General features: G+C 36.4%; 26 protein-coding genes. All 26 read right to left on the bottom strand.

Going from position 1 to position 22,230, the window contains the following annotated elements; translation table 11 throughout:
• Nucleotides 1-3: 3 nt before the first annotated feature.
• Nucleotides 4-795 (bottom strand): phosphatidate cytidylyltransferase, encoded by a 792-nt coding sequence (locus ACN6MX_RS05540; protein ID WP_419961654.1) that lies wholly within the window; start codon nucleotides 793-795, stop codon nucleotides 4-6.
• A complete protein-coding gene (locus ACN6MX_RS05535; protein ID WP_419961653.1) occupies nucleotides 792-1,586 on the bottom strand; it encodes an isoprenyl transferase in 795 nt (264 codons plus the stop codon). Before ACN6MX_RS05535 ends, ACN6MX_RS05540 begins: the two co-directional genes overlap by 4 nt.
• 190 nt (nucleotides 1,587-1,776) lie before the next feature.
• A complete protein-coding gene (frr, locus tag ACN6MX_RS05530) occupies nucleotides 1,777-2,334 on the bottom strand; it encodes a ribosome recycling factor (RefSeq protein ID WP_090562503.1) in 558 nt (185 codons plus the stop codon).
• Entirely contained in the window at nucleotides 2,334-3,059 is a 726-nt protein-coding gene (gene pyrH, locus ACN6MX_RS05525; RefSeq protein WP_090562507.1) for a UMP kinase, read from the bottom strand. Before pyrH ends, frr begins: the two co-directional genes overlap by 1 nt.
• A gap of 449 nt (nucleotides 3,060-3,508) precedes the next feature.
• The gene (gene tsf, locus ACN6MX_RS05520; RefSeq protein ID WP_419961652.1) at nucleotides 3,509-4,393 is read right to left on the bottom strand and encodes a translation elongation factor Ts; all 885 of its coding nucleotides are present in this window, start codon (nucleotides 4,391-4,393) and stop codon (nucleotides 3,509-3,511) included.
• 102 nt (nucleotides 4,394-4,495) lie between these two features.
• Nucleotides 4,496-5,218, bottom strand: a complete 723-nt coding sequence (gene rpsB / locus ACN6MX_RS05515) for a 30S ribosomal protein S2 (protein ID WP_090562513.1) — start codon at nucleotides 5,216-5,218, stop codon at nucleotides 4,496-4,498.
• A gap of 151 nt (nucleotides 5,219-5,369) precedes the next feature.
• Nucleotides 5,370-5,846 (bottom strand): DUF6115 domain-containing protein, encoded by a 477-nt coding sequence (locus ACN6MX_RS05510; protein WP_419961651.1) that lies wholly within the window; start codon nucleotides 5,844-5,846, stop codon nucleotides 5,370-5,372.
• Nucleotides 5,847-5,854: 8 nt separating this feature from the next.
• Complete coding sequence (locus ACN6MX_RS05505; RefSeq protein WP_419961650.1) at nucleotides 5,855-6,154, bottom strand: RNA polymerase subunit sigma; 300 nt, start codon at nucleotides 6,152-6,154, stop codon at nucleotides 5,855-5,857.
• Nucleotides 6,155-6,172: 18 nt separating this feature from the next.
• Nucleotides 6,173-6,946: a FliA/WhiG family RNA polymerase sigma factor gene (locus ACN6MX_RS05500; protein WP_419961649.1), complete on the bottom strand. Its 774-nt coding sequence runs from the start codon at nucleotides 6,944-6,946 to the stop codon at nucleotides 6,173-6,175.
• Nucleotides 6,947-7,058: 112 nt separating this feature from the next.
• Nucleotides 7,059-7,373 (bottom strand): hypothetical protein, encoded by a 315-nt coding sequence (locus ACN6MX_RS05495; protein ID WP_419961648.1) that lies wholly within the window; start codon nucleotides 7,371-7,373, stop codon nucleotides 7,059-7,061.
• The gene (locus ACN6MX_RS05490; protein ID WP_419961647.1) at nucleotides 7,373-7,870 is read right to left on the bottom strand and encodes a chemotaxis protein CheD; all 498 of its coding nucleotides are present in this window, start codon (nucleotides 7,868-7,870) and stop codon (nucleotides 7,373-7,375) included. Before ACN6MX_RS05490 ends, ACN6MX_RS05495 begins: the two co-directional genes overlap by 1 nt.
• Nucleotide 7,871: 1 nt before the next feature.
• The gene (locus tag ACN6MX_RS05485) at nucleotides 7,872-8,504 is read right to left on the bottom strand and encodes a chemotaxis protein CheC (RefSeq protein WP_419961646.1); all 633 of its coding nucleotides are present in this window, start codon (nucleotides 8,502-8,504) and stop codon (nucleotides 7,872-7,874) included.
• Entirely contained in the window at nucleotides 8,505-8,960 is a 456-nt protein-coding gene (locus ACN6MX_RS05480; protein ID WP_419961645.1) for a chemotaxis protein CheW, read from the bottom strand. It lies immediately after the preceding gene.
• Nucleotides 8,961-8,992: 32 nt separating this feature from the next.
• Nucleotides 8,993-11,050 carry a chemotaxis protein CheW gene (locus tag ACN6MX_RS05475; protein WP_419961644.1) on the bottom strand — a complete coding sequence of 686 codons (2,058 nt, stop codon included), beginning with the start codon at nucleotides 11,048-11,050 and terminating at the stop codon, nucleotides 8,993-8,995.
• A gap of 14 nt (nucleotides 11,051-11,064) precedes the next feature.
• Nucleotides 11,065-12,162 (bottom strand): protein-glutamate methylesterase/protein-glutamine glutaminase, encoded by a 1,098-nt coding sequence (locus tag ACN6MX_RS05470; RefSeq protein WP_419962562.1) that lies wholly within the window; start codon nucleotides 12,160-12,162, stop codon nucleotides 11,065-11,067.
• A complete protein-coding gene (locus ACN6MX_RS05465) occupies nucleotides 12,162-13,034 on the bottom strand; it encodes a MinD/ParA family protein (RefSeq protein WP_419961643.1) in 873 nt (290 codons plus the stop codon). The genes ACN6MX_RS05470 and ACN6MX_RS05465 overlap by 1 nt, the downstream gene beginning before the upstream one ends.
• Nucleotides 13,018-14,133: a flagellar biosynthesis protein FlhF gene (gene flhF, locus ACN6MX_RS05460; RefSeq protein WP_419961642.1), complete on the bottom strand. Its 1,116-nt coding sequence runs from the start codon at nucleotides 14,131-14,133 to the stop codon at nucleotides 13,018-13,020. The genes ACN6MX_RS05465 and flhF overlap by 17 nt, the downstream gene beginning before the upstream one ends.
• Nucleotides 14,130-16,163: a flagellar biosynthesis protein FlhA gene (flhA, locus tag ACN6MX_RS05455; RefSeq protein ID WP_419961641.1), complete on the bottom strand. Its 2,034-nt coding sequence runs from the start codon at nucleotides 16,161-16,163 to the stop codon at nucleotides 14,130-14,132. Before flhA ends, flhF begins: the two co-directional genes overlap by 4 nt.
• Nucleotides 16,164-16,187: 24 nt before the next feature.
• Nucleotides 16,188-17,282, bottom strand: coding sequence for a flagellar biosynthesis protein FlhB (gene flhB / locus ACN6MX_RS05450; protein WP_419961640.1), 1,095 nt, complete (start codon nucleotides 17,280-17,282; stop codon nucleotides 16,188-16,190).
• Nucleotides 17,275-18,051: a flagellar biosynthetic protein FliR gene (gene fliR, locus ACN6MX_RS05445; protein WP_419961639.1), complete on the bottom strand. Its 777-nt coding sequence runs from the start codon at nucleotides 18,049-18,051 to the stop codon at nucleotides 17,275-17,277. The genes flhB and fliR overlap by 8 nt, the downstream gene beginning before the upstream one ends.
• 4 nt (nucleotides 18,052-18,055) lie before the next feature.
• Nucleotides 18,056-18,325 (bottom strand): flagellar biosynthesis protein FliQ, encoded by a 270-nt coding sequence (gene fliQ, locus ACN6MX_RS05440; protein WP_419961638.1) that lies wholly within the window; start codon nucleotides 18,323-18,325, stop codon nucleotides 18,056-18,058.
• Between the two features lie 12 nt (nucleotides 18,326-18,337).
• Entirely contained in the window at nucleotides 18,338-19,003 is a 666-nt protein-coding gene (gene fliP / locus ACN6MX_RS05435; RefSeq protein WP_419961637.1) for a flagellar type III secretion system pore protein FliP, read from the bottom strand.
• Nucleotides 18,996-19,682: a flagellar biosynthetic protein FliO gene (locus tag ACN6MX_RS05430; protein ID WP_419961636.1), complete on the bottom strand. Its 687-nt coding sequence runs from the start codon at nucleotides 19,680-19,682 to the stop codon at nucleotides 18,996-18,998. Before ACN6MX_RS05430 ends, fliP begins: the two co-directional genes overlap by 8 nt.
• A 7-nt stretch (nucleotides 19,683-19,689) precedes the next feature.
• Complete coding sequence (locus ACN6MX_RS05425) at nucleotides 19,690-20,052, bottom strand: response regulator (RefSeq protein ID WP_211893633.1); 363 nt, start codon at nucleotides 20,050-20,052, stop codon at nucleotides 19,690-19,692.
• 19 nt (nucleotides 20,053-20,071) lie between these two features.
• Nucleotides 20,072-21,238: a flagellar motor switch phosphatase FliY gene (gene fliY, locus ACN6MX_RS05420; protein WP_419962561.1), complete on the bottom strand. Its 1,167-nt coding sequence runs from the start codon at nucleotides 21,236-21,238 to the stop codon at nucleotides 20,072-20,074.
• Complete coding sequence (gene fliM / locus ACN6MX_RS05415; protein WP_419961635.1) at nucleotides 21,231-22,229, bottom strand: flagellar motor switch protein FliM; 999 nt, start codon at nucleotides 22,227-22,229, stop codon at nucleotides 21,231-21,233. Before fliM ends, fliY begins: the two co-directional genes overlap by 8 nt.
• Nucleotide 22,230 lies beyond the last annotated feature (1 nt).

Genomic DNA, 22,230 nt, shown 5'->3' with positions numbered 1-22,230 from the left:
TCCTTATATAAAATGTAAAAAGTGAAGAAGTGGTAAGACAAATAAGATACTGTCAAAACGATCCAAAATTCCACCGTGACCTGGCAACAGATTACCAGAATCTTTCACATTATAATGTCTTTTTATAGCCGATTCCACTAGGTCTCCAAGCTGCCCAAATATAGATGCAGCAATGGTAATTCCTATTAAAATGAGAATTGATGAAGTAAGTGGGCTTATCCATTGAATGATAAAAGCGGTGATTAACGCCCATATGATACCTCCAACAAATCCTTCTACTGTCTTATTTGGAGAGATTTCAGGCCATAATTTTCTTTTCCCGATTTTTCGACCAGTAAAGTAAGCACCAGAATCTGTTGTCCATACGATAAGCAACGCAAAAATAACGTATGCCAAACCTTCATTTCTTGTTTCTATAAAATAATAAAAACCAATTCCAACATAAAGTGTACTCAAAATTACAAATGCCGCATCATCAAAAGTAAAACGATTTTTTACTAATACTGTATAGATTAACACTAAGAAAACTCCAACAAACACCCATTCTAATTTCGTATGTCCAGTATATGGCAAAACTTTCTCCGCAAAGGATGACGGCAATAATAATAGAAACAGGAGCAGAAATGAAACTAAACCTGCAAATGAAAATAAATTTATACCCTTCATACGGAGCATCTCATGCAATCCAACTGCTGCTATTATGTATACTGAAATAGTGAAAATAGATCCACCTAATAAAACAATTGGGAGAAATAGTGCTAATGCAATAGCACCAGTTATAATACGTTGTTTCAATTCACTTCTTCCCCCTTAAGTCCACCATATCTTCTATTCCTTTTTTGATAGCCTTCAATAGCTTCTAGCAAACAAGCTTCATCAAAGTCTGGCCACAGTGTATCCGTAAACCAAAACTCGGTGTAAGCCAACTGCCATAGCATAAAATTACTTAGTCGAACCTCTCCGCTCGTTCGAATAAGAAGGTCAGGTTCAGATAAGTCCTTGGTCATTAAATGACTAGTCAGTAATTCTTCTGTAATTTCTTCCTCTGAAATTTCATCTTGCTGTATTTGCTCAGCAATACGTTTAACTGCCTGAACAATTTCATCTCTACTCCCGTAATTCAATGCAAAGTTAAGTATGAGACCGTTATTTTTTGCGGTTTCATCCATCGCTTTATTAATTGCTCTTTTCGTATGCTCAGGCAGCGCCTCTATATTTCCCATCATCCGTACTTGAACATTTTGCTCGATTAACTCTGGTAAATACGCACCCAAAAATTCTTCGGGGAGTCTCATTAAAAATTCTACTTCCATCTTGGGACGCTTCCAATTTTCTGTAGAAAAAGCATACAAGGTTAACGTATCTATTCCGACATCATTTGCAAATCGAGTTATTTTCTTAACAGTCTTCATACCTTCATGATGACCAGCAATACGGGGAAGTGACCTTTTTTTAGCCCATCTACCGTTCCCATCCATGATAACTGCAATATGGCTGGGTAATTGTTCTGTTTGGGCATTTTTTTTTCGTTCATCTAAATGAGTATCGATTTTTCTATCATTTTTACGAATAAGTTTTTTAAACATTTAGAAACCCCCAATCTACCAAGTCGAACGTCTATACCTATCATAACAAATAAACGTACATATAAAAAGACGTCCCCTTCAAAGGACGCCTTTTTTAAATAAAAGTTCAGAAGTACTTAACCTAGACTAATCATTTGAAGAAGATTTTGGTATTTTTAAAGCTTTAACTCCAATCACTTCTCCTTAAAGGTTAAACATCTAAAATTTCTTTTTCTTTTTCTTTTGTAATTGCATCGATTTTTTCAATATTAGCATCTGTAAGTTTTTGAATTTCATCTGTATAATTTCTTAACTCGTCTTCTGTAATTTCACCAGATTTTTCAAGTTTTTTCAAATCGTCATTGCCGTCACGGCGAACGTTACGAACATTTACTTTTGCTTCTTCAGCTTCTTTTTTCACCTGTTTAACTAATTCTTTACGACGTTCTTCCGTTAATGCTGGAATCGCAATACGAATTAATGTTCCATCATTCGTTGGAGTGATCCCCAAATCCGATTTCATAATCGCTTTTTCAATATCCCCTAGAATTGTTTTATCATATGGCAAGATAGTTATTAAGCGAGCTTCAGGTACTGAAATACCAGCCATTTGATTGATCGGAGTTGGTGCGCCATAATAGTCTACAGAAATTTTATCAAGTAAAGAAGCACTAGCACGACCAGCACGGATAGTAGATAATTCTCTACTATAAACTGATATCGTTTTTGCCATTTTATCAGTTGTTTGCTCTATCACTTTTTTCGGCATTATGAATTCCTCCTAACGACTGTTCCTATGGTCTCCCCTAGTACAGCCTTTTTAATATTACCTTTTTCCATTATCGAGAATACAATAAGAGCTATATCATTGTCCATACATAAAGTTGATGCTGTAGAATCCATAACTTGGAGTCCTTGTTGAATCACTTCAATAAATGAAAGATTATCATATTTCACTGCTGTACTATCCGTTTTAGGATCAGCTGAGTATACACCATCTACATTATTTTTGGCCATTAATATAACATCTGCTTCTATTTCTGCTGCTCTTAAAGCTGCTGTTGTATCTGTTGAGAAGTATGGATTTCCTGTTCCTGCTGCAAAAATAACTACTCGTTTTTTTTCTAAATGACGAATGGCTCTTCTACGTATGTAAGGCTCTGCAACTTGTCGCATTTCGATAGATGTCTGAACGCGTGTTTCGACACCTGCTTTTTCTAGAGAATCTTGTAGTGCAAGTGAATTCATAACTGTAGCAAGCATACCCATATAGTCCGCGGTAGCACGATCCATGCCCATCTCGCTTCCTACTTTACCTCGCCAAATATTGCCTCCACCAACAACTACCGCAACCTCTACGCCAAGATCTACAACTTCTTTTACTTGTTCCGCTACAGATTTAATAATGTCAGGAGATAAACCGAAACCCTGTTCTCCAGCTAATGCCTCGCCACTTAATTTTAAAACGATTCTTTCGTATTGTGGTTTGCTCATAGGTATCCTCCATCTCTATCTTGAAAAATAGGGAACACAAATTACGTGTTCCCCGGTTGTTATTTTATATTAGTACTAACGAAAACGCACACTAGGCGTCTGCCGCTTTTAGGCCCGCACGATGCGGGTCATGCAATCGTTGCGATCGCGTTTGTCGCGAACTTAGATTGCCTTCCTTTGCATAAGCGCCTGCACTTTTCTTATTGTCCAGCTCCGGCGCCTAGCCCCTCGAGTCGTTTCAGAATGACGGATAAAGGCAAAGTACGCCTTTACGTGAAATTCTTCCAGCGCTTGTTGGGGCTTGCATAGGCGCCTGCGCTTTTCTTAATGTCTAGCTCCAGCGCCTAGCCCCTCGAGTCGTTTCAGAATGACGGATAAAGGCAAAGAACGCCTTTACCGTCATTCTTCCAACGCTTTTCGGGGCTACATAGGCGCCTGCGCTTTTCGTATTAGTTACCTTTAACTTGGCTCATTACTTCTTCAGCGAAGTTGTCTTCACGTTTTTCGATTCCTTCACCAACAGCATAGCGAGTGAATGAAACTAGTTTTCCACCAGTTGATTCAACAAATACTTTAACTTTTTGGTCTGGATTTTTAACGAATGATTGGTCTAATACACAAACTTCTTCAAAATATTTACCAAGGCGACCCTCTACCATTTTAGCAACGATATTCTCAGGTTTTCCTTCATTTAAAGCTTGTTCTGTTAATATTTTACGTTCACGTTCTACTTCGTCAGCAGAAACCTCATCACGTGAAATATAAGCAGGGTTTAATGCTGCAATGTGCATTGCAACATCTTTAGCAGCTTGCTCATCTGTTGAACCTTCTAATACTGTAAGAACTCCGATACGTCCTCCCATGTGTAGGTATGGACCAAATGCATCTGCATCTGTTTTCGTTTCGATTACGAAACGACGAAGTGTGATTTTTTCTCCAATTTTAGCAACTGCGTTAGAGATTAGGTTTTCTACTGTAATTCCTTCTTCAACTGTTGAAGCTAAAGCTTCTTCTACTGAAGCTGGCTCTGTAGCTAATAAATGAGAAGCAACTGTTTGAACTAATTGTTGGAAAGACTCATTTTTAGAAACGAAATCAGTTTCTGCATTCATTTCTAATAATACAGCCTTGTTTCCTTCAACTTGAATGAAAGTAGTACCTTCAGCAGCGATACGATCCGCTTTTTTAGCTGCAGAAGATAGACCTTTTTCACGTAAAAAGTCGATTGCTGCTTCTAAATTACCGTCTGTTTCTACTAAAGCTTTTTTACAGTCCATCATACCTGCACCAGTTTTTTCACGCAATTCTTTTACCATTTGTGCTGTAACTGCCATTATAAATTCCTCCTAGTACAATTAATGTCATTTTCTCAAAAAAAGGTGATAAGAGGTTTGGCCGCTTATCACCTGTTAATTACAATTTGTATTACTCAGGTATTACTCAGCTGCAACTTCAGCAGAAGTTACTTCTTCGTCTTCACCTTGTCTTGCTTCAAGTAATGCATCCGCCATTTTAGCAGTCAATAATTTAACCGCGCGAATTGCATCATCATTTGCAGGAATTACATAGTCGATTTCATCTGGATCACAGTTTGTATCAACGATTCCTACTAACGGAATGTTTAGTTTGCGAGCTTCTGCAACAGCAATACGCTCTTTACGTGGATCAACAACAAACATTACGTCCGGAACAGCTTTCATATCACGGATACCGCCTAAGAATTTAACAAGACGTTCATGTTGTTTTTTAAGTTGAACAACTTCTTTTTTAGGAAGTACTTCAAAAGTACCGTCTTCTTCCATTTTTTCAATCGCTTTTAGACGAGCTACACGTTTTTGAATAGTACCGAAGTTTGTTAGAGTACCACCTAACCAACGTTGGTTAATGTAGTAGTTACCTGAACGTTCAGCTTCTTCTTTAATAGCTTCTTGAGCTTGTTTTTTAGTTCCTACGAAAAGAACTTTCCCACCGTCTTGACCTACTTGACGCATGAAATCATAAGCTTCTTCTAATTTTTTTACCGTTTTTTGAAGATCGATGATGTAGATTCCGTTACGTTCAACAAAAATGTATTTTTTCATTTTTGGATTCCAACGGCGAGTTTGGTGACCGAAGTGTACACCAGCCTCTAATAATTGCTTCATTGAGATTACTGACATGATTTGTTTCCTCCTGGTTTGGTTTAGTCTTCCGCATTCATCATTTGTAAATAGCTACTCTATAAATAGAGCACCTGCTAAATCCATCCGAACTGCGTGTGTATTCATACCGTTGTCTAATATAACATATGTTTTTTATACTTTCAACTATTTAGTCGTTAAATTTTAGAAAAAGCTCCACTTCTGTCTTCCCAATTTGCAACATTTTCGCTATTTCATCAGTAGTTTTTCCTTGTTCATAATGAAACAACACTTTTTCTTTCACAGTTTTAGGGACTTTTTTTGTAGTCGTTTGAGCAGTTTTCAAATAACTGCTTGCTGCTATTTGTTTAGATACAAAAGAAATTGGAGCTTCAAAGGTTGAAGCTTCTTTTATTGACGGCTTTTCTAAAATTTCAAGATTTGTTGTTTTAGGTGCATCTGTATTTTGTAGTTCCTTTAACAGTCGATTATTTTCATCCCTAATTTCTGCGATATAAGCACTAAAAGAATCTTCCATGTCGTTTAACACTTGTTGTTGCTTTTGCTCCATATTATTAAACCTTGAAATCTTAGCATTTAATAAGGCAATAAAGTAAAAACTTATAACTTGCAATAAGAATAATATTATTATAATAGTCGTTATCATAAATGCTCCTAACCACTAAAGTCTACAAAATTCCCTTTGAAAGGGTGCTTTGTCTCCGTCACTTCCCGTTCTTTCTTTTCTCGCTTTTGACGCTCTTGTTCCGCTCGTTCTCTTTCTTCCTCGTGAGAGCTTGTCTCCATGGCTTCATTCTTTGTGACAGTTTCCCTATTTTTTTCTAACTGTCTTTCCGAAGCTGCTTGCGCATTAGATTGGTTGATGGCACTCTGTTGTTGGATTTGATCGGCTACTTTGCCTGCATCAAACGTTTTAGGAATAGCTATTTGAAGTTCCGCTAATTTTAAGCTCATGGTAGTATCCCCTTTTTTCTATACATTCATCATTTCATTCATTAATAGTTTTCTAAGTTTAAAAAGTGCTTTCGAATGAATTTGAGATATTCTAGAAGTAGACAAACCTAGCATCTCTCCAATAACTGTGAGCGTCAATTCCTCTGTATAAAACAAGCTTAACACTAATTGCTCATTGTCATTTAATTGTTGAATTTGATCGGCTAAATCATCGATTAACTCTCGCTTAACCATTTGCTGTTCAGGAGTTTTCTGAGAGTCATCTCGAATGACATATGATTTGTTTTCAGGTTCTTCACTTTCTTGTAGTTGCTCATCGATTGACAGTACATTGGAGAAAAAATGTTCCTGCACTGTATGGTAGACATCTTCTACAGGCATTTCGACAAATTCTGCTATTTCTTCAGCAGATGCATGTCTCATCAGCTTTTGCTCGAGTTCTTCAATTTTAGTTTCTAATTTCTTCGCTTTTTCTCGCGAAGAGCGTGGAAGCCAGTCTTCCTTCCTCAATCCATCAATAATAGCTCCTCTTACTCGAAACGAAGCATACGTATCAAATTTTAGCTCTCTGCTATAATCAAATTTATTTAGGGCATCAAATAACCCCATCATTCCCAAACTTTTAAGCTCTTCTCTAGATATATTTTTAGGGATACCTGCACCGATTCTTTGCACATGATAGTTAACTAGCGGTATATATTTTCTCATGAGTAAATCTCCTGCTTGAGGATCTTTGCTTTCGGTCCAACTTTTCCATAAAAGCTGCTCATCTGTCGAATCTTGATTTGCCACAATTATCCCCCTTTCCAATATATCTGATCATTATGGTTATTATAACAAAAATCTCACTAAAAAGGGGAGTCGAAACTATCGACTCCCCTTGTTTTCCATTCATCATACTCTATTAGGCCTGTGAGTTAGGCTGTTCATCTTCGTTTAACATTGTCTTTACTAGCTCCGCATAATCTTCTGGAGAAATTTCAGATTTTAAAATTTCAGTATCCTTCTCTATAGCGACCTTTTCGATTTCTTCCGGCGGATTACTTATTATATAACTAATAATTGCTCTAGCCAAAAATGTTAGAAGAAAGAATACAAAAGCAACTATACCAGCATCCAAAAGAATTACCTTACCCTCTATAAAAGGATAAGAATATATAAAGTATAGACTAAAAGCAAGAAGCGCTACCCAGAAGTTAGATAGAATAGTACCTACCATTATATATTTCTCACTCCTTGGTTCACTGTTCGTATATTTAATAGTTTTGTAGTAGGATCAAACTCGATCGTTCTGCCACTATTTCCTCCTGTATCCTCTGCAACAATAGGAATAGAATATTTTTTTAAATATTCTTTTACCGCCTCGACATTGCGTGGCCCAATTCGCATTGTATCTCTAGCAGAAGAAAACTGAAACATTTGAGCTCCTCCAGCTATCTTAGCTTTTAACTTATAAGGTTGAATACCTTCTATTTTTAACTGCTCTACCATTGCCGGAATTCCAGTATCTGCAAATTTTGCGATATTTATTACTTCCGTTCTACCAAGACTAGAATCTGGTAGCATAACATGTACCATGCCTACTGTCGTAGATCTTTCATCATATAGAACAACACCTACACACGAGCCAAGCCCAGAAGTACGTATTTTATCCGGAGCTTTCGCAATATTCATATCTGCAATACCGACTTTTACTATTTGACCTTGTACGTTCATATTAGTTAACCCCTAAAGCTTTAAAAATGGCATCAAATGATTCTGGATCTGGCAATAAAAAGAAATGTCCTTTCACACTATCTTCATTTGGAACATCCTCTTCATTAATAGCTGTATCTATTACAATGACATAATCACTTATATGAGATAATTCTACCAATCCAAAACTAATAATAGCACCAACCATATCTACGCTCAGAGCAGGTACAGTAGGATATATCTTTAAATGTGTGAAATCTGACAATGCAGATAGATAAGAACCAGAAAGTATATTACCAAGTTCCTGCATGGCAGAGGCACCTATTTCAGATACTTCACCTGTTTGAAAATCGAAGGTTTCATCTTGTATCAATCTTCGTATAAATCGATTCGCTTGCTCTACTGGTAGAACAAAAAACATACTGCCAGATACATCACCTTCTATACGAAGATAAATACCAGCCACTACACTTTCTGGACCACCAGCTAAATCCATCATATCGTCAAATGATACCATTTCCACTTTCGGTACTTTCATATCTATTTTTTTATTTAATAATGTCGACAATGCTGTTGCAGCATGAGCAGCACCAATATTCCCTATTTCCTTTAAGACATCTAAATGCATGGAGGTTATTTTGCTGTCATACATCATTTAAACTCCTGACTGAATAGGATTTAATACAAGATTTAAGTGAAGAAGGATTAAAAGACGGCTATCGATTTTCGCCACTCCAGCTATAAAGTCTTGTTCCATCCCTCCAACTACCTCAGGCTGCGGTTCAATTGAATCAACTGGTATATCCAATACATCATTAGCCGAGTCAACAATTACCCCAACATTCATATCATCCAACGTTATTATAATAATACGAGAAGATTCACTTAAACTACTCTCTCCTAGTCCAAAGCGATTTTTCAAATCAATAATAGGAGTAACTACTCCTCGCAAGTTGATAACTCCCTTCACAAATGAAGGAGTTTTAGGAACACGTGTAATATATATTAGTTTTTCAATACCTTGCACCTGACTTACAGGTATTACATATTCTTTGTCTGCCAATTGAAAAACTACTACTTTTAAATTTTCAAAATCTACTGCTTCTGTCATAACGCTCTCTCATCCTTTCTAGTAGATGCTATTTAACCGATTAATGCATTACAATCTATAATTAGTGCTACTTTACCATTACCCAAAATAGTTGCACCAGAGATTGCGAATACAGTTGATAAATATGCACCAAGTGATTTTAATACGATCTCTTGTTGACCGATAAACGAATCTACTACGAGACCAGCCATTTTATCTCCTTTTCGGACAAGAACAACAGAATGAAATTCATCATCAGTACTTTCTCTTGGCACATCAAATACATTTTCTAAGAATACTAGCGGTACAACTTTTCCACGAAAATCTATTACTTTTTGGTTATGAGCATTTAAAATATCTGAAGAGCGAATAATCGCTGTCTCAATAATAGATGATAGCGGTATGGCATAAATTTCCTCACCAAGTTCTACTAGCATTACGGAAATAATAGAAAGTGTTAATGGTAATTGGATAGAAAATAATGATCCTTTCCCTTCCGTTGATGAAATTTCAATAGAACCACCAAGGGATTCAATCGTTGTTTTTACCACGTCTAATCCTACACCTCTACCCGAAACGTCCGAAATGACATCTGCCGTAGAGAACCCAGAGGATAGAATAAGCTCTGCTACTTGTTTATCGCTTAACGTTTGAGCCACTTCAGTTGAAACAATTCCTTTTGATATAGCTTTTTTCAAGACTTTCTCACGGTTAATGCCTGCACCATCATCCTCAATCTCGATAAACACATGATTTCCGCTATGGTATGCCCGTAGAACGACTGTGCCTTCTTCTGGTTTTCCTTTAGCTAAGCGAATTTCAGGGCTTTCTACCCCATGATCTAAGGAATTTCTTATTAAATGGACAAGAGGATCCCCAATTTCATCAATTACAGTTCGATCTAATTCTGTTTCAGCACCAATCACTTCTAAATTGATTTTTTTGTTTAAGTCACGTGCTAACTGGCGTACCATTCTTGGGAATCTATTAAATACTGTTTCAACAGGAACCATACGCATATTTAATATAATATTTTGTAGGTCTCCAGTTATACGAGACATACGTTCTACAGTTTCATCTAACTCGCTATTATGTAAATCTTCGGAGATTGACTGTAACCGACCGCGGTCAATTACTAATTCCTCAAATAAATTCATCAATATATCTAATCTTTCAATATTCACTCGAATAGTTTTACTAGATTGGACTTGATTGTTTTTGGATGTCGTCGATTTTTCAGGAGATTTCACTTCCGCTATTTGTTGTTTTTCTTCTATGACATCCGTAATTTCCATAACTGAATTTTCTTCAACTTTGTCTAGCTCAGAATTATTACGTTTTTTAAGTTGTTCAAATGTCACTGGGTTCACTAGTACTTCTGTCACTTCGGAGACTTTCATTAGTTTCTTTTGTACATCTTCTGAAGGTTCAGTTGTAACTAGAGCTACATAGAAAATTTCATCAAAGTCCTCACCCTCCAACTTCTCAACAGATGGAGAAGATTTTATAACGTCTCCCATTTTCTCTAGCAATTCAAAAACCATATATACTCTTGCTGCTTTTAGTAAGCAATCTTCCCGCAGTTTGACAGAAATTTCATACGTAAAGAAATCCTGTTCAACCGACTGTTGAATGACTGTCATTTCATAATCGTCATAAGTTAACCAGTTCTCTTGAGGGGTATTACTGGCAACAGTGGGTTCTACTGTTGTAGCAGCAACTGGAATTTCTTCCCCAGTTTCTATTTTATGGAGCTTTTGTACAGTATCTGTTACATCTAGCTTTCCTTTTCCTCCTGCCGCGATATCCAATACCATTTCTTCCAATTGATCGACTGCAACAAAAACAACATCTAATAATTCAGCAGTTACATGCAGACGGCTATTTCTAATTTCATCTAAAACATTTTCCATCTTATGCGTTAAATTTGCGATATCTTCATAACCCATTGTTGCTGACATACCTTTCAAAGTATGCGCGGAGCGGAATACTTCATTGACTATTGCTATATTTCCAGGATTTTTTTCTAATTCTAATAAATGTTCGTTACAAGCTTGCAAATGTTCCTTACTTTCTTCTATAAACATTTCCAAATATTGATTTGTATCCATTGATTAACACCCCTCTAAGGTAGATATTGTATGATGGTTTTTGCTATATGATCTAAATCCACTACTTCATTTACTAAGTTTGTTTCTACGGCAGCCTTTGGCATTCCATAAACAATACATGTACTCGCCGCCTCTGCAATGGCCACAACATTTCCGTTCTTTTTCAACTGTTTAAGCCCAAGAGACCCATCAGATCCCATTCCTGTCATAATAACGGCAATCTTATCAAAATCATTAAACTGACTATTATCTTCAAAAAGTATATCTACAGCCGGCCTATGTCCAGATCGTGGCGCTTCTTTGTCATTTAGAACGACATAGTAAGCTGCCCCTCTTTTCTGTATGCGCATATGATAGCCGCCAGGGGCAATATACGCATGTCCATCTTGAAGCATATCTCCATCTTCTGCTTCTTTTACTTCAATCGCAGATAATTGATTGAGCCTTTGTGCCAACGACTTTGTAAATCCAGCCGGCATATGCTGAACAATTAAAACTGGTGCTTTCATATTGCTTGGAAGTTTTGTAATCACTTCTTGAAGAGCTCTTGGTCCTCCAGTTGAAGTTCCAATTAAGACCATTTTCTTGTTCATCTTGTCCCACTTGAAAACTTTAGGAGAGTCGGGTATTTTCTTTCCTTCTTCGTTGTTGGTTGTCCTATTATTTATAGGAACTGGTGAACGTTTCTTCATTTTATTAATGGATACTAGTGCTGCATGTTCTACTTTTTCTACTAATTCTTCTTTAATTTTATGTAAATCTAATGAAATGGTACCACTTGGCTTTGCGATAAAATCTACAGCGCCATATTCCATCGCTTGCATCGTACTTTCCGTTCCACTTTTTGTTATACTTGATAGCATTACAACAGGAACTGGCATCTCCGTCATTATCCTGCGCAGTGCTTCCAAACCATTCATCACTGGCATTTCAACATCCAGTGTGATGACATCTGGTTGTAGGGTTTTTATTTTTTCAATTGCGTCTTTTCCATTCCTGGCGATGCCTATTACTTCTATCGATTTGTTATCTACAAAGAAATCACTAATAAGCTTTCGCATGAATGCAGAGTCATCTACTATTAACAGCTTCTTTTTTGATGTAATGTCCATCATCTCACGCCCTTCTGTGAAAAAAGACTTTTTAATCGAGATATGAATTTATTGTGCTTAGGAACAACTTCTTCCGTCTCTTCAAAATCAGTAAATGCTGAAGCAATTTTTTTTAACTTTTTCGTTATTTCTGCTTGGGGATATAAAATCGAAAATGGTATTTGTTCCCTTACCGCTTTCCGAACAACTGAATCCTCAGGTAATACGCCTAATACTGTAATTTCTTTGGAGAGGAATTTCGACATTGCTAGCTTCAATCTACCAGTTGTTTCTGACCCTTCTTCCTCGGTATACGCCCTGTTGCAAATAAGGAAAAAGTTTTTTTCAGAATCCTTATAGTAAATATATTTCATCATAGAATAGGCATCTGTGATAGATGTAGGCTCTGCTGTTGTTATGACAATAATATCATCTACTGAGACTAAAAGATCCAATGTCTGACTCGTAGCACCCGCCCCCATATCAAACACAATATAATCAAAGTTTTTCTGTAAATATTCGAAAGCATCTATCAACCGATCGAACATATCGTCAGTCCACTCCATAACGCCACTTAACCCTGAACCACCAGATATATATTGTAAGCCATTTGGACCTTCGAAAATCACTGATTCTAATGGCTGATCTCCGACTAAGTAATCCTTTAAATTAGTAGGAACTGATTTACCAAGTAAAATGTGAATGTTTCCCATTCCAATATCCATATCTATTAGCACAACTTTTTTACCTTGCCCACTTAAAGTTGTAGTGAAATTTATCGAAAAATTACTTTTTCCAACTCCACCTTTGCCGCTAACTACTGCTATTGATCGCCCAAGCCTATTTTGGTTCCGAAGCATTTTCATTCTTAGTTCTTCAGCTTGATCTCTCATAGCGAATCCCCTTTAAAAATAATTTGAGTAATTCTTCAAGACTAGCTTCCATAATATCTTCCGGGACTTCTTGACCATCCGTATAGTAAGCAAGTCCCTTATTATATTTAACCATTAAATTGATAATTGAGCCAATAGTATTTGTTTCATCAACCTTTGTAAAGATAAACTTTTCAATAGGAAATTCACTAAATTGTTCTATTATCACTTCCATATCCTTTTGCTTAGACGTAGAAGAGAGTACTAGGAAGGTTTCCGTATTCACTTCGAACTCTATTAGTTTTTGCAAATCTTTTACAAATTTAGTTTCTTTATAATTTCTACCAGCTGTATCTATAAATACAATATCTAACTTATCAAACTTTACCATTGCTTCTTGCAAATCATTTTCATTGTAGATAATTTCAAGAGGAGCTTGAAGTAAACCTGCATATGTTTTTAATTGTTCAATAGCTGCAATTCGATATGTATCCGTAGTAATAAAGCCTACTTTTTTCTTTTTTTCTAAAACTGCTCGTGCAGCCATTTTTGCTATCGTCGTCGTTTTACCAACACCTGTTGGTCCGAGAACATTTATATATTTCTTCGTATACGAAACTCCACCGAACGGGAGATGCTCCAGTTGTGTTTTTAGTAAATTTTCAGTTATAGTAATTTGATCTTCTACTTCAAAATCTGCAGCACTATTTTTTAGATGCACAAAAAGCTCATCACTAAGAGGTGTGATAAGCTCCTCTGACAATTCTTGCTCTTGTAAATAGTCCATAAGAGTTTTCATTTCTGTTGGATATGAACTTAGCATTTCTGGACGCCCTATACTCTTTACCATTTGTTTTAAATCTTCTAATTCCTTTTTTATCTCAATGGAAACCTTTTGAGATTCTTGAGGTACCATAGGAGGCACCTCAAATGTTTTACTTGATTGTTCGTATGTGTCCATCCCAGCTAACACTTCGATCGTTTTTTTCTTAAACATGCCTAAAAAACCTTTTGAGTAGACTACTTTTGAACTTAAAATAACTGCGTCGTCACCAAGTTCTTTACGTATTAACTTCATAGCTTCTGGCATTGTACTCGCTGTATATTTTTTCATTTTCAATCTACATTCACCACCCCGACACTTTGTACCTCAATTGAGGATTCTAGTTCATTATAAGAGAGAATTGGTACATGTGGGAAATATCTTTCTGTCATTTGTCTAACATACATTCTTACTGCCGGTGAACAAAGAATGATTGGAGACTGTTCCATCATGGAGGCACGCTCTATTTCTTTTGCCATAGACTCTAATATTGCTTGAGAATCATTTGGATCTATTGATAAATAGTTACCATGTTCTGTTTGTTGAATACTGTCAGCAATTAGTTTTTCCACTTTACCAGAGACCGTTAACACTTTTAGAACATTACTATTTCCAGCATATTGTGTTGTAATTTGCTTTGCTAAGGATTGTCTAGAGTACTCAGTTAATACATCGGCATCCGACGTCATTTTTGAATAGTCTGCAAGGGTTTCAAAAATTACCGGCAAATTCCGAATAGATACATGCTCTCTTAATAGATTGCTCAATATTTTTTGAATTTCTCCTACTGTTAATGGAGTAGGTGTTAATTCGTCTACGAGAATAGGGTAAGTCTCTCTAATATGATCGATTAATTGTTTCGTTTCTTGGCGACCTAATAATTCATGTGCATTATTTCGGATGATTTCAGTCATATGTGTGGAAACTACACTCGGCGGATCGACAACAGTATACCCTAGTATTTCCGCTTCTTCCTTCACAGATTCCGTAATCCATTTTGCAGGTAAACCAAAGGAAGGTTCAACTGTATCAATACCCTCAATTGAATCATCGTCACCAGGACTCATTGCTAAATAATGATCTAATAGAAGCTCTCCTCTAGCCATTTCATTGCCTTTAATCTTGATACGATATTCGTTTGGTTGAAGCTGAATATTATCACGTATCCGAACTACTGGAATAACTACACCTAATTCAAGTGCAAGTTGTCTACGAATCATTACGACACGATCAAGTAAATCTCCACCCTGTGCAGCATCTACTAATGGGATCAATCCATATCCAAACTCGAATTCAATTGGATCCACATTTAGCAGATTAATAACATTTTCGGGACTTTTCATATTATCTGTTGTTACTTCTTCTTCAAATTCTTCTATTTCTTCTGGATCTTCTTTACTCGCCTTACTTATCATATAAGCTCCAATACCAAGCGCAATTGCAATTGGCAAAGTTAACACTAAACCAATTGGTGTAACAATACCTAAAAGCGTTATTGTTACAGCTGCAACATAAAGAAGTTTTGGCTGATTAAACAATTGTCCTGTAATATCTCCACCAAGATTACCTTTAGAGGCTGCTCTTGTAACAACTATCCCAGTTGCTGTTGAGATTAATAATGCTGGAATCTGTGAAACAAGACCGTCCCCGACAGTTAATGTTGAAAATAGCACAGCAGCTTCCCCAAAAGGTAATCCAAATTGTACAACTCCGATAATAATACCGAATAATAAGTTGATAATAACGATGATAATACCTGCTATAGCATCCCCTTTTACGAATTTTGTTGCCCCGTCCATAGCACCGTAAAAGTCTGCTTCACCACTAACCTTTTCACGTCTTTCTCGTGCTTCTTTCTCCGAAATCATCCCGGCATTTAAATCCGCATCGATACTCATTTGTTTACCGGGCATTGCATCTAATGTAAAACGAGCTGCAACCTCAGAAACACGCTCGGCACCTTTCGTAATTACGATAAAGTTTATAATAACTAAAATAGCGAATACAACTAGTCCAACAAGCATATTTCCACCTGTAACAAATGTACCGAAAGTTTCAACTACTTTACCCGCATCACCTTCTGCTAAGATTGCTCTTGTCGTGGAAATATTTAAAGCAAGTCTAAATAATGTAACGAGTAAAACGATTGTTGGAAATACGGAGAATTCTAAAGCCTCTTTCATATTCATAGCGGTCATCAATATTAAAAGTGCTATCGTAATATTTATAATAATAAGAAAACTTATTAACCAGTGAGGGAGAGGTATTACGAGCATCGCCACAATAGATATTACAGCTGCCAATACGGTTATATCGCGGACTTGCATATACTTCCACCTCTAACTTTACCTTTAAATTTTTTGTTTAATACGATATACATAAGCTAATACTTCGGCAACTGCCTTGAAAAATTCGTCTGGAATTCGTTGACCAACTTCTACTTGGTCATACATCGATCTTGCAAGTGGTCTATTCTCTACCATGACGACATTATTTTCCTTCGCAATTAACTTTATCTTTTGTGCAACAAAATCTGCACCTTTTGCTACTACAGTTGGAGCATCCATCGATTCATCATCGTATTTTAAAGCAATTGCAAAATGTGTAGGATTCGTAATGACAACATCCGCTGTAGGAATTTCCTGCATCATACGACGCATCGCCATTTCCCGTTGTCTTTGCCGTATACGAGACTTTATAATTGGATCCCCATCTGAGTTTTTATGTTCATCTTTAATATCTTGTTTAGACATTTTAAGATTTTTTTCATAGTCGAATTTTTGATAAAAGAAATCCAGGATCGATATAAATAGCAATACACATGAAGCGGCAATACCCATCGTCCCAGTTAACCAGCCAACGGTCGACAGTGTATCCCAAGCTGTCTTGAATGATAAGGACAATACCTTCTCCAAGTTCATCCACAATATTAAAGTAGTTACAGAACCAATAAATGATATTTTCAAAATAGATTTTAATAGCTCTATAATTGCTTTAAGCGAAAAGATCCTTTTAAGACCTTTTATAGGATCAATCTTTTTCAAATCAAACTTCAAGGGCTCTGTAGTAAACAGTAACCCAAACTGAAAGAAATTTGCAGCTATAGCGGCTACTACAGCAACTAACATTATTGGCAATAAAACCATAGCCATTTCAAGCAGCATATCCTTATAAATGATTATCGCTACATCAATTGTCAATGTTTCTATTAACATATACTTAGTAAATGTCACACCAAAGAATGAAAAAATTTCGGATCTTAAAAAACTAGCAAAAAAAACCAGAAATACAAATACTGAAAGTAATACAATCGCACTTGTTACATCAGGACTCTTTAATACTTGTCCTTTTTTACGAGAATCTTGTCTCTTTTTAGGAGTAGCTTTTTCTGTTTTTTCTCCCGCAAAATACTGGAGATCTAAGCGTAGAGTAATCGTATTAGCCACCACCTAAAATTATCATTAAATCTCGCATTGCAATAACTAAAATCTCAAACATCTTCTGTACAACGGCCATTAGTACTCCCATCATAACGAGAAGTACTAAAAACCCTACACCAATTTTTATAGGGTATCCTATAACAAAGATATTTAACTGGGGTACCGTTCTGGCAGTAATCCCAAGGGCAATATCCACAAGAAACAGTGTAGCAACAATTGGTATGGACATCTGAAAAGCAACCGCAAAAACACCCGCAAAAGTTTTCATAATGAATTCTACATAATTTTCTTGCCCAAAAGCTGGCCATATCATTTCCATCGGCATAAATTGATAACTATAGAAAATACCATCCAGCAACAAATGATGTCCATTTAAAGCTAATAATAGTAATAAAGCCAAAGTATTTAAAAATTGACCAACTAACGGACTTTGTGCACCTGTCTGCGGATCAATAACATTCGCCATTGCAAATCCCATCTGAAAATCGATAAAACCACCAGCAATTTGAATTGCTGACATAATGATATACGCAAGTAAACCAATAAATAATCCAAATATAACTTCTTTAATAATTAAAAGAATATAATCTCCATTTATTTCAAATGGCTCAACATCCATGGTGTAATACATCATCCAGGAGAGCACTACAGCAAAGGCAATCCGATGAGTCGCAGGTATTGTCCGATGTGAAAATAGTGGTAACACTACAAAAAACGCAGTAACACGAGCAATAATTAGTAATAATACAGTTAAATTTGGTAAGATTGCATCCATTGTATCAACCAATGTATCGTATTAAATTCTCAAAAATATCTGCTGCATAAGAGGTAACTTGTGACAGCATCCAAGGGCCAAAGAAAACAATAGCTACTAACACCGCAATAATTTTCGGCACAAATGCAAGCGTTTGTTCTTGGATTTGTGTAGTGGCCTGAAAAATACTAACTGCAAGACCAGTTATTAATGCAACTAAAAGAAGAGGACCTGATGCAAGAAGAATGACCCAAATTGCTCGTTCTGCAATTGAAATTACCATTTCATTATTCAATACAATCAGCTCCTAAAAACTTTGTAATATAGACTTCATAACTAAATACCATCCATCTACTAATACAAATAATAATATTTTAAATGGTAGAGAGATCATTACTGGCGGTAACATCATCATACCCATGGACATCAGTACACTCGCCACAATCATATCAATCACTAAAAAAGGGATAAAAATCATAAATCCAATTTGGAATGCTGTTTTAATTTCACTAAGTGCAAAAGCAGGTACCATAACCGTTAACGGGATATCCTCAATTGTTTCTGGTCTTTCTGCTTCCGAATATCTTAAGAAAAGTTCCAAATCTTTTTGTCTAGTGTGCTTACTCATAAACTCTTTGAAGGGACCACTAGCATTTGTGTACGCCTCTTCTAAAGTAATATCTTCATTGAACAACGGTGTTAAAGCTTCTTCATTTACTTGCTGTAATGTTGGTGCCATGATAAAAAATGTTAAAAATAATGCTAAACCAACTATTACTTGGTTTGGCGGCATCTGATTAGTCGCAAGTGCCGTACGAACAAATGATAATATAATTACTATTCTAGCAAAGGACGTCATCAATATTAATATACTAGGTGCTAAAGATAAGACCGTAAGCAATAGCATTAATTTTATAGAAGTGGAGAGATTTGATGGGTCGCTGTCCGAGAAAAACTGGACAAATTCATTCATTATTATCGCGCTCCTTCGTCTTCCAATCCTTTAATACATTACTACGGTCTTTTTGAATTTCTTGTAATCTTTTCTGAAAGGTCTCATCAAACGAAGGTTTCTTATCCTCACTCTTCGTCTTTGAAGTTCCTTTCTCTCTAAAGCGACCAATAAGCTCAGATATGTACGGAATACTTTTTCCAATATCTACTTTTTCTTCATAGATTTTCGTTAGGTTCTCTATTTCTGCTGGATCGGTGATTTCCTTTAACAAAGTAATATCTTCTCCAATACCAACTAAGAATATGGAATTACCTACTTGCATTAGCTGTAACGATTTCCCTTGTCCAACTCCAACTCCGCCTAAATTATTTATAAGCTGATTGGTTTGAAAGGTTTTGTTTCTACTATTTACCAAACGAAGTAATCCATAAAGTAAGGCAATAACAAACAAAAGAGCAAAAATCATTTTGACATAATCCCAAGCTGTAACAGAAACACCCACAGAAACGGTTTCTTCAGTCGTTTCTGGAGTTTCTTCTATATTAACCTCTGATTCTTTTTTACTATCCACATCATTATTTTGCTTCTTTAAGTATTCATCTACACTCTCATTCGGATCTGATTCTGCTCTTACATCTAGTTGAATTCCAAAAGTTAATAATAGAATTACACTTACTACGAGGGGAAATTTCCTCATAATGTCATTACCCTAAAGCTTTGGAAATTGCTTCAATTACTCGATCCGCTTGGAAAGGTTTCACGATGAAATCTTTTGCTCCTGCTTGGATTGCATCAATTACCATCGCTTGTTGTCCCATAGCAGAGCACATAATGATTGTGGCAGTTGGATCTTTTGCTTTAATCTCTTTTAAAGCAGCAATTCCATCCATCTCGGGCATTGTAATATCCATCGTTACTAAATCCGGTTTAAGCTCATTGTACTTTTCAATTGCTTGAACGCCATCTCCAGCTTCTCCTACTACTTCAAAACCATTTTTACTCAAAATATCTTTAATCATCATTCTCATAAATGCTGCATCATCTACTATTAAAATTCTTTTCGACATAGTATGTCTCCTCCAGTGCTTATCTTAAATTATTAATACGTTCTGCTTGACTTAAAATATCTGTAATTCGAACACCAAAATTCTCATCAATAACAACGACTTCTCCTTTTGCTACATGTCGATTGTTGACAAGAATATCTACAGGCTCTCCAGCCAGTTTGTCGAGTTCAATAATGGAGCCACTTGTTAGTTCCAAAATCTCTTTTACAGTTCTCTTAGTACGACCTAATTCTACTGTTACTTGGAGGGGAATATCAAGTAGTAAATTTAAATTTCTTGACTCATTTTGCGATAAACTTGGTGATTCGAAGCTAGCAAATTGAGCTTGCTGAACTTCCACTGGTGGTGCTTGTGGTCGTGAGTGCTGCTGACTATACTGCATTTGTGCCTGCGGTGGTACTTCAGGTGCTTGCTGTGTTTGCATAGTTGGCTGCTGTTGAACGGGTGCCTGATATATTTTTTCTTCTGTAATAGTAGCAGCTACCTCTGGTTCCTCTTCACCTATTAATGATTTCACTAAGTTAAGTCCAAATTGTAATGGCAATAACTGCATTATATTAGAATCTATTAACTCACCAATTTTAAGTCGGAAAGATATTTTAATAAGTAATTCATCTTCCGGAATTGCATTTGTTCCTTCATCTTGCATTAGGTTCATAAGATCGATGGTAGGCGGTGAAATATCTACTTTTTTATTGAAAACGGTAGACATAGACGTAGCAGCAGAACCCATCATTTGGTTCATCGCTTCTTGCACTGCACTTAACTGTATCTCACTAAGCTCAGGCTTTGGATCTATACCGTCTCCACCAAGCATTAAGTCTGCAATAATGGCAGCATCTGACTGTTTTATAACTAGAAGATTCATACCAATTAGTCCAGCGGTATATTGTACCTGTACCGCTACATACGGATGAGGAAACTCTTCTTTCAGTTTTCTGCGGTTAATCATACTAATATTCGGTGTAGTAATATCTACTTTTTGTCCTAAAAGGGCAGAAAGGGCAGTAGCTGAACTACCAAATGAAATATTACCGATTTCTCCGAGAGTATCCTGGGCAAATGAATCCAGATAGTCCTCTACATTTATGTCTTCCGTAACTTTCTCTTTCGTACTATCTTCGTCTATATTCGTTCCTCTAAGGAGGGCCTCAATTTCTTCTTGAGAGAGCATATCATCACTCATCATCATCCTCTCCTCCTTTCACAGTTTCAATGACTTGGACAGCCATTCGTTTTTTTAGTTTACCCGGTTGACCGATAAATTTAGGAATACCGCCAACTTTAACCGTTAGTGGGTCATCAATTTTAGTATTTAATTGAATGACGTCACCAAGCTGTAAGTACAATAAATCTTCCATCGATATATCTGTTGTCCCAATCTCTGCGACAATAGGAATTTCTGCTGCTTTTACACGCTTTTTCAGAACTGCTAGTTGTTCGGGTGATACTTCTTTTTTATTGGTTTGCATCCAGTAACGTACAGATAAGTTAGGTACAATTGGTTCCAACACTACGTGTGGGATACAAATATTTATCATTCCACTTGTTTCTCCAATGACTGTATTAAAGGAAATTACCACTACAGTTTCATTCGGAGAAATCATCTGTAAAAATTGCGGGTTAACTTCTAGCTCTGTAAGAATGGGGTCGATATCCGCAATATTAACCCACGCTTCACGTAAGTTATCAAATGAACGTTCAAATAAATTTGTCATAATCTTTGTCTCAATTTCCGTTAGATTAGCCGCTTTTGTATGTGTTTGTCCTTTACCACCCATCATTAAATCTAGCATGGAATACGCAATATTCGGATTAATCTCCATCAAAATATTCCCTTCTAGTGGTGGAACCTCAAAGACATTGATCAATGTCATATGTGGAACCGAACGAACAAACTCTTCAAACGGTATTTGATCGACTGACACAACTGAAATTTGTACATATGTTCTTAACTGGGCAGAAAAAAATGTAGTTAATAGACGAGCAAAGTTCTCATGGATTCTCGTTAAACTTCGAATCTGATCTTTGGAAAAGCGAAGTGCTCTTTTGAAGTCATAAGTTCTTACTTTTCTAGCCTCTTGTTCACTTTTCATCTCATCTGCTGTCATTTCACCTGTTGATAGTGCACTTAACAACGCATCTATTTCTGATTGAGATAATATATCTCCTGCCAAC

The sequence above is a fragment of the Psychrobacillus sp. BM2 genome (assembly GCF_048572895.1).
In the GTDB taxonomy this organism is placed as follows: domain Bacteria; phylum Bacillota; class Bacilli; order Bacillales_A; family Planococcaceae; genus Psychrobacillus.
The sequence above is the reverse complement of the archived record's forward strand: the minus strand, read 5'-3'. Positions and strand labels throughout refer to the sequence as shown.

Coding starts and splice junctions, on each gene's coding strand:
- ACN6MX_RS05510 (WP_419961651.1), bottom strand. CDS start 5,846: ATGATAACGACTATTATAATAATATTATTCTTATTGCAAGTTATAAGT.
- ACN6MX_RS05535 (WP_419961653.1), bottom strand. CDS start 1,586: ATGTTTAAAAAACTTATTCGTAAAAATGATAGAAAAATCGATACTCAT.
- flhA (WP_419961641.1), bottom strand. CDS start 16,163: ATGCAAGTCCGCGATATAACCGTATTGGCAGCTGTAATATCTATTGTG.
- fliP (WP_419961637.1), bottom strand. CDS start 19,003: ATGAATGAATTTGTCCAGTTTTTCTCGGACAGCGACCCATCAAATCTC.
- ACN6MX_RS05490 (WP_419961647.1), bottom strand. CDS start 7,870: ATGAACGTACAAGGTCAAATAGTAAAAGTCGGTATTGCAGATATGAAT.
- ACN6MX_RS05475 (WP_419961644.1), bottom strand. CDS start 11,050: ATGGATACAAATCAATATTTGGAAATGTTTATAGAAGAAAGTAAGGAA.
- pyrH (WP_090562507.1), bottom strand. CDS start 3,059: ATGAGCAAACCACAATACGAAAGAATCGTTTTAAAATTAAGTGGCGAG.
- rpsB (WP_090562513.1), bottom strand. CDS start 5,218: ATGTCAGTAATCTCAATGAAGCAATTATTAGAGGCTGGTGTACACTTC.
- ACN6MX_RS05480 (WP_419961645.1), bottom strand. CDS start 8,960: ATGACAGAAGCAGTAGATTTTGAAAATTTAAAAGTAGTAGTTTTTCAA.
- fliR (WP_419961639.1), bottom strand. CDS start 18,051: ATGGATGCAATCTTACCAAATTTAACTGTATTATTACTAATTATTGCT.
- ACN6MX_RS05505 (WP_419961650.1), bottom strand. CDS start 6,154: ATGAGCTTAAAATTAGCGGAACTTCAAATAGCTATTCCTAAAACGTTT.
- ACN6MX_RS05465 (WP_419961643.1), bottom strand. CDS start 13,034: ATGAGAGATCAAGCTGAAGAACTAAGAATGAAAATGCTTCGGAACCAA.
- frr (WP_090562503.1), bottom strand. CDS start 2,334: ATGCCGAAAAAAGTGATAGAGCAAACAACTGATAAAATGGCAAAAACG.
- tsf (WP_419961652.1), bottom strand. CDS start 4,393: ATGGCAGTTACAGCACAAATGGTAAAAGAATTGCGTGAAAAAACTGGT.
- ACN6MX_RS05495 (WP_419961648.1), bottom strand. CDS start 7,373: ATGGTAGGTACTATTCTATCTAACTTCTGGGTAGCGCTTCTTGCTTTT.
- ACN6MX_RS05430 (WP_419961636.1), bottom strand. CDS start 19,682: ATGAGGAAATTTCCCCTCGTAGTAAGTGTAATTCTATTATTAACTTTT.
- ACN6MX_RS05425 (WP_211893633.1), bottom strand. CDS start 20,052: ATGTCGAAAAGAATTTTAATAGTAGATGATGCAGCATTTATGAGAATG.
- ACN6MX_RS05470 (WP_419962562.1), bottom strand. CDS start 12,162: ATGGACATTACATCAAAAAAGAAGCTGTTAATAGTAGATGACTCTGCA.
- fliY (WP_419962561.1), bottom strand. CDS start 21,238: ATGAGTGATGATATGCTCTCTCAAGAAGAAATTGAGGCCCTCCTTAGA.
- ACN6MX_RS05485 (WP_419961646.1), bottom strand. CDS start 8,504: ATGATGTATGACAGCAAAATAACCTCCATGCATTTAGATGTCTTAAAG.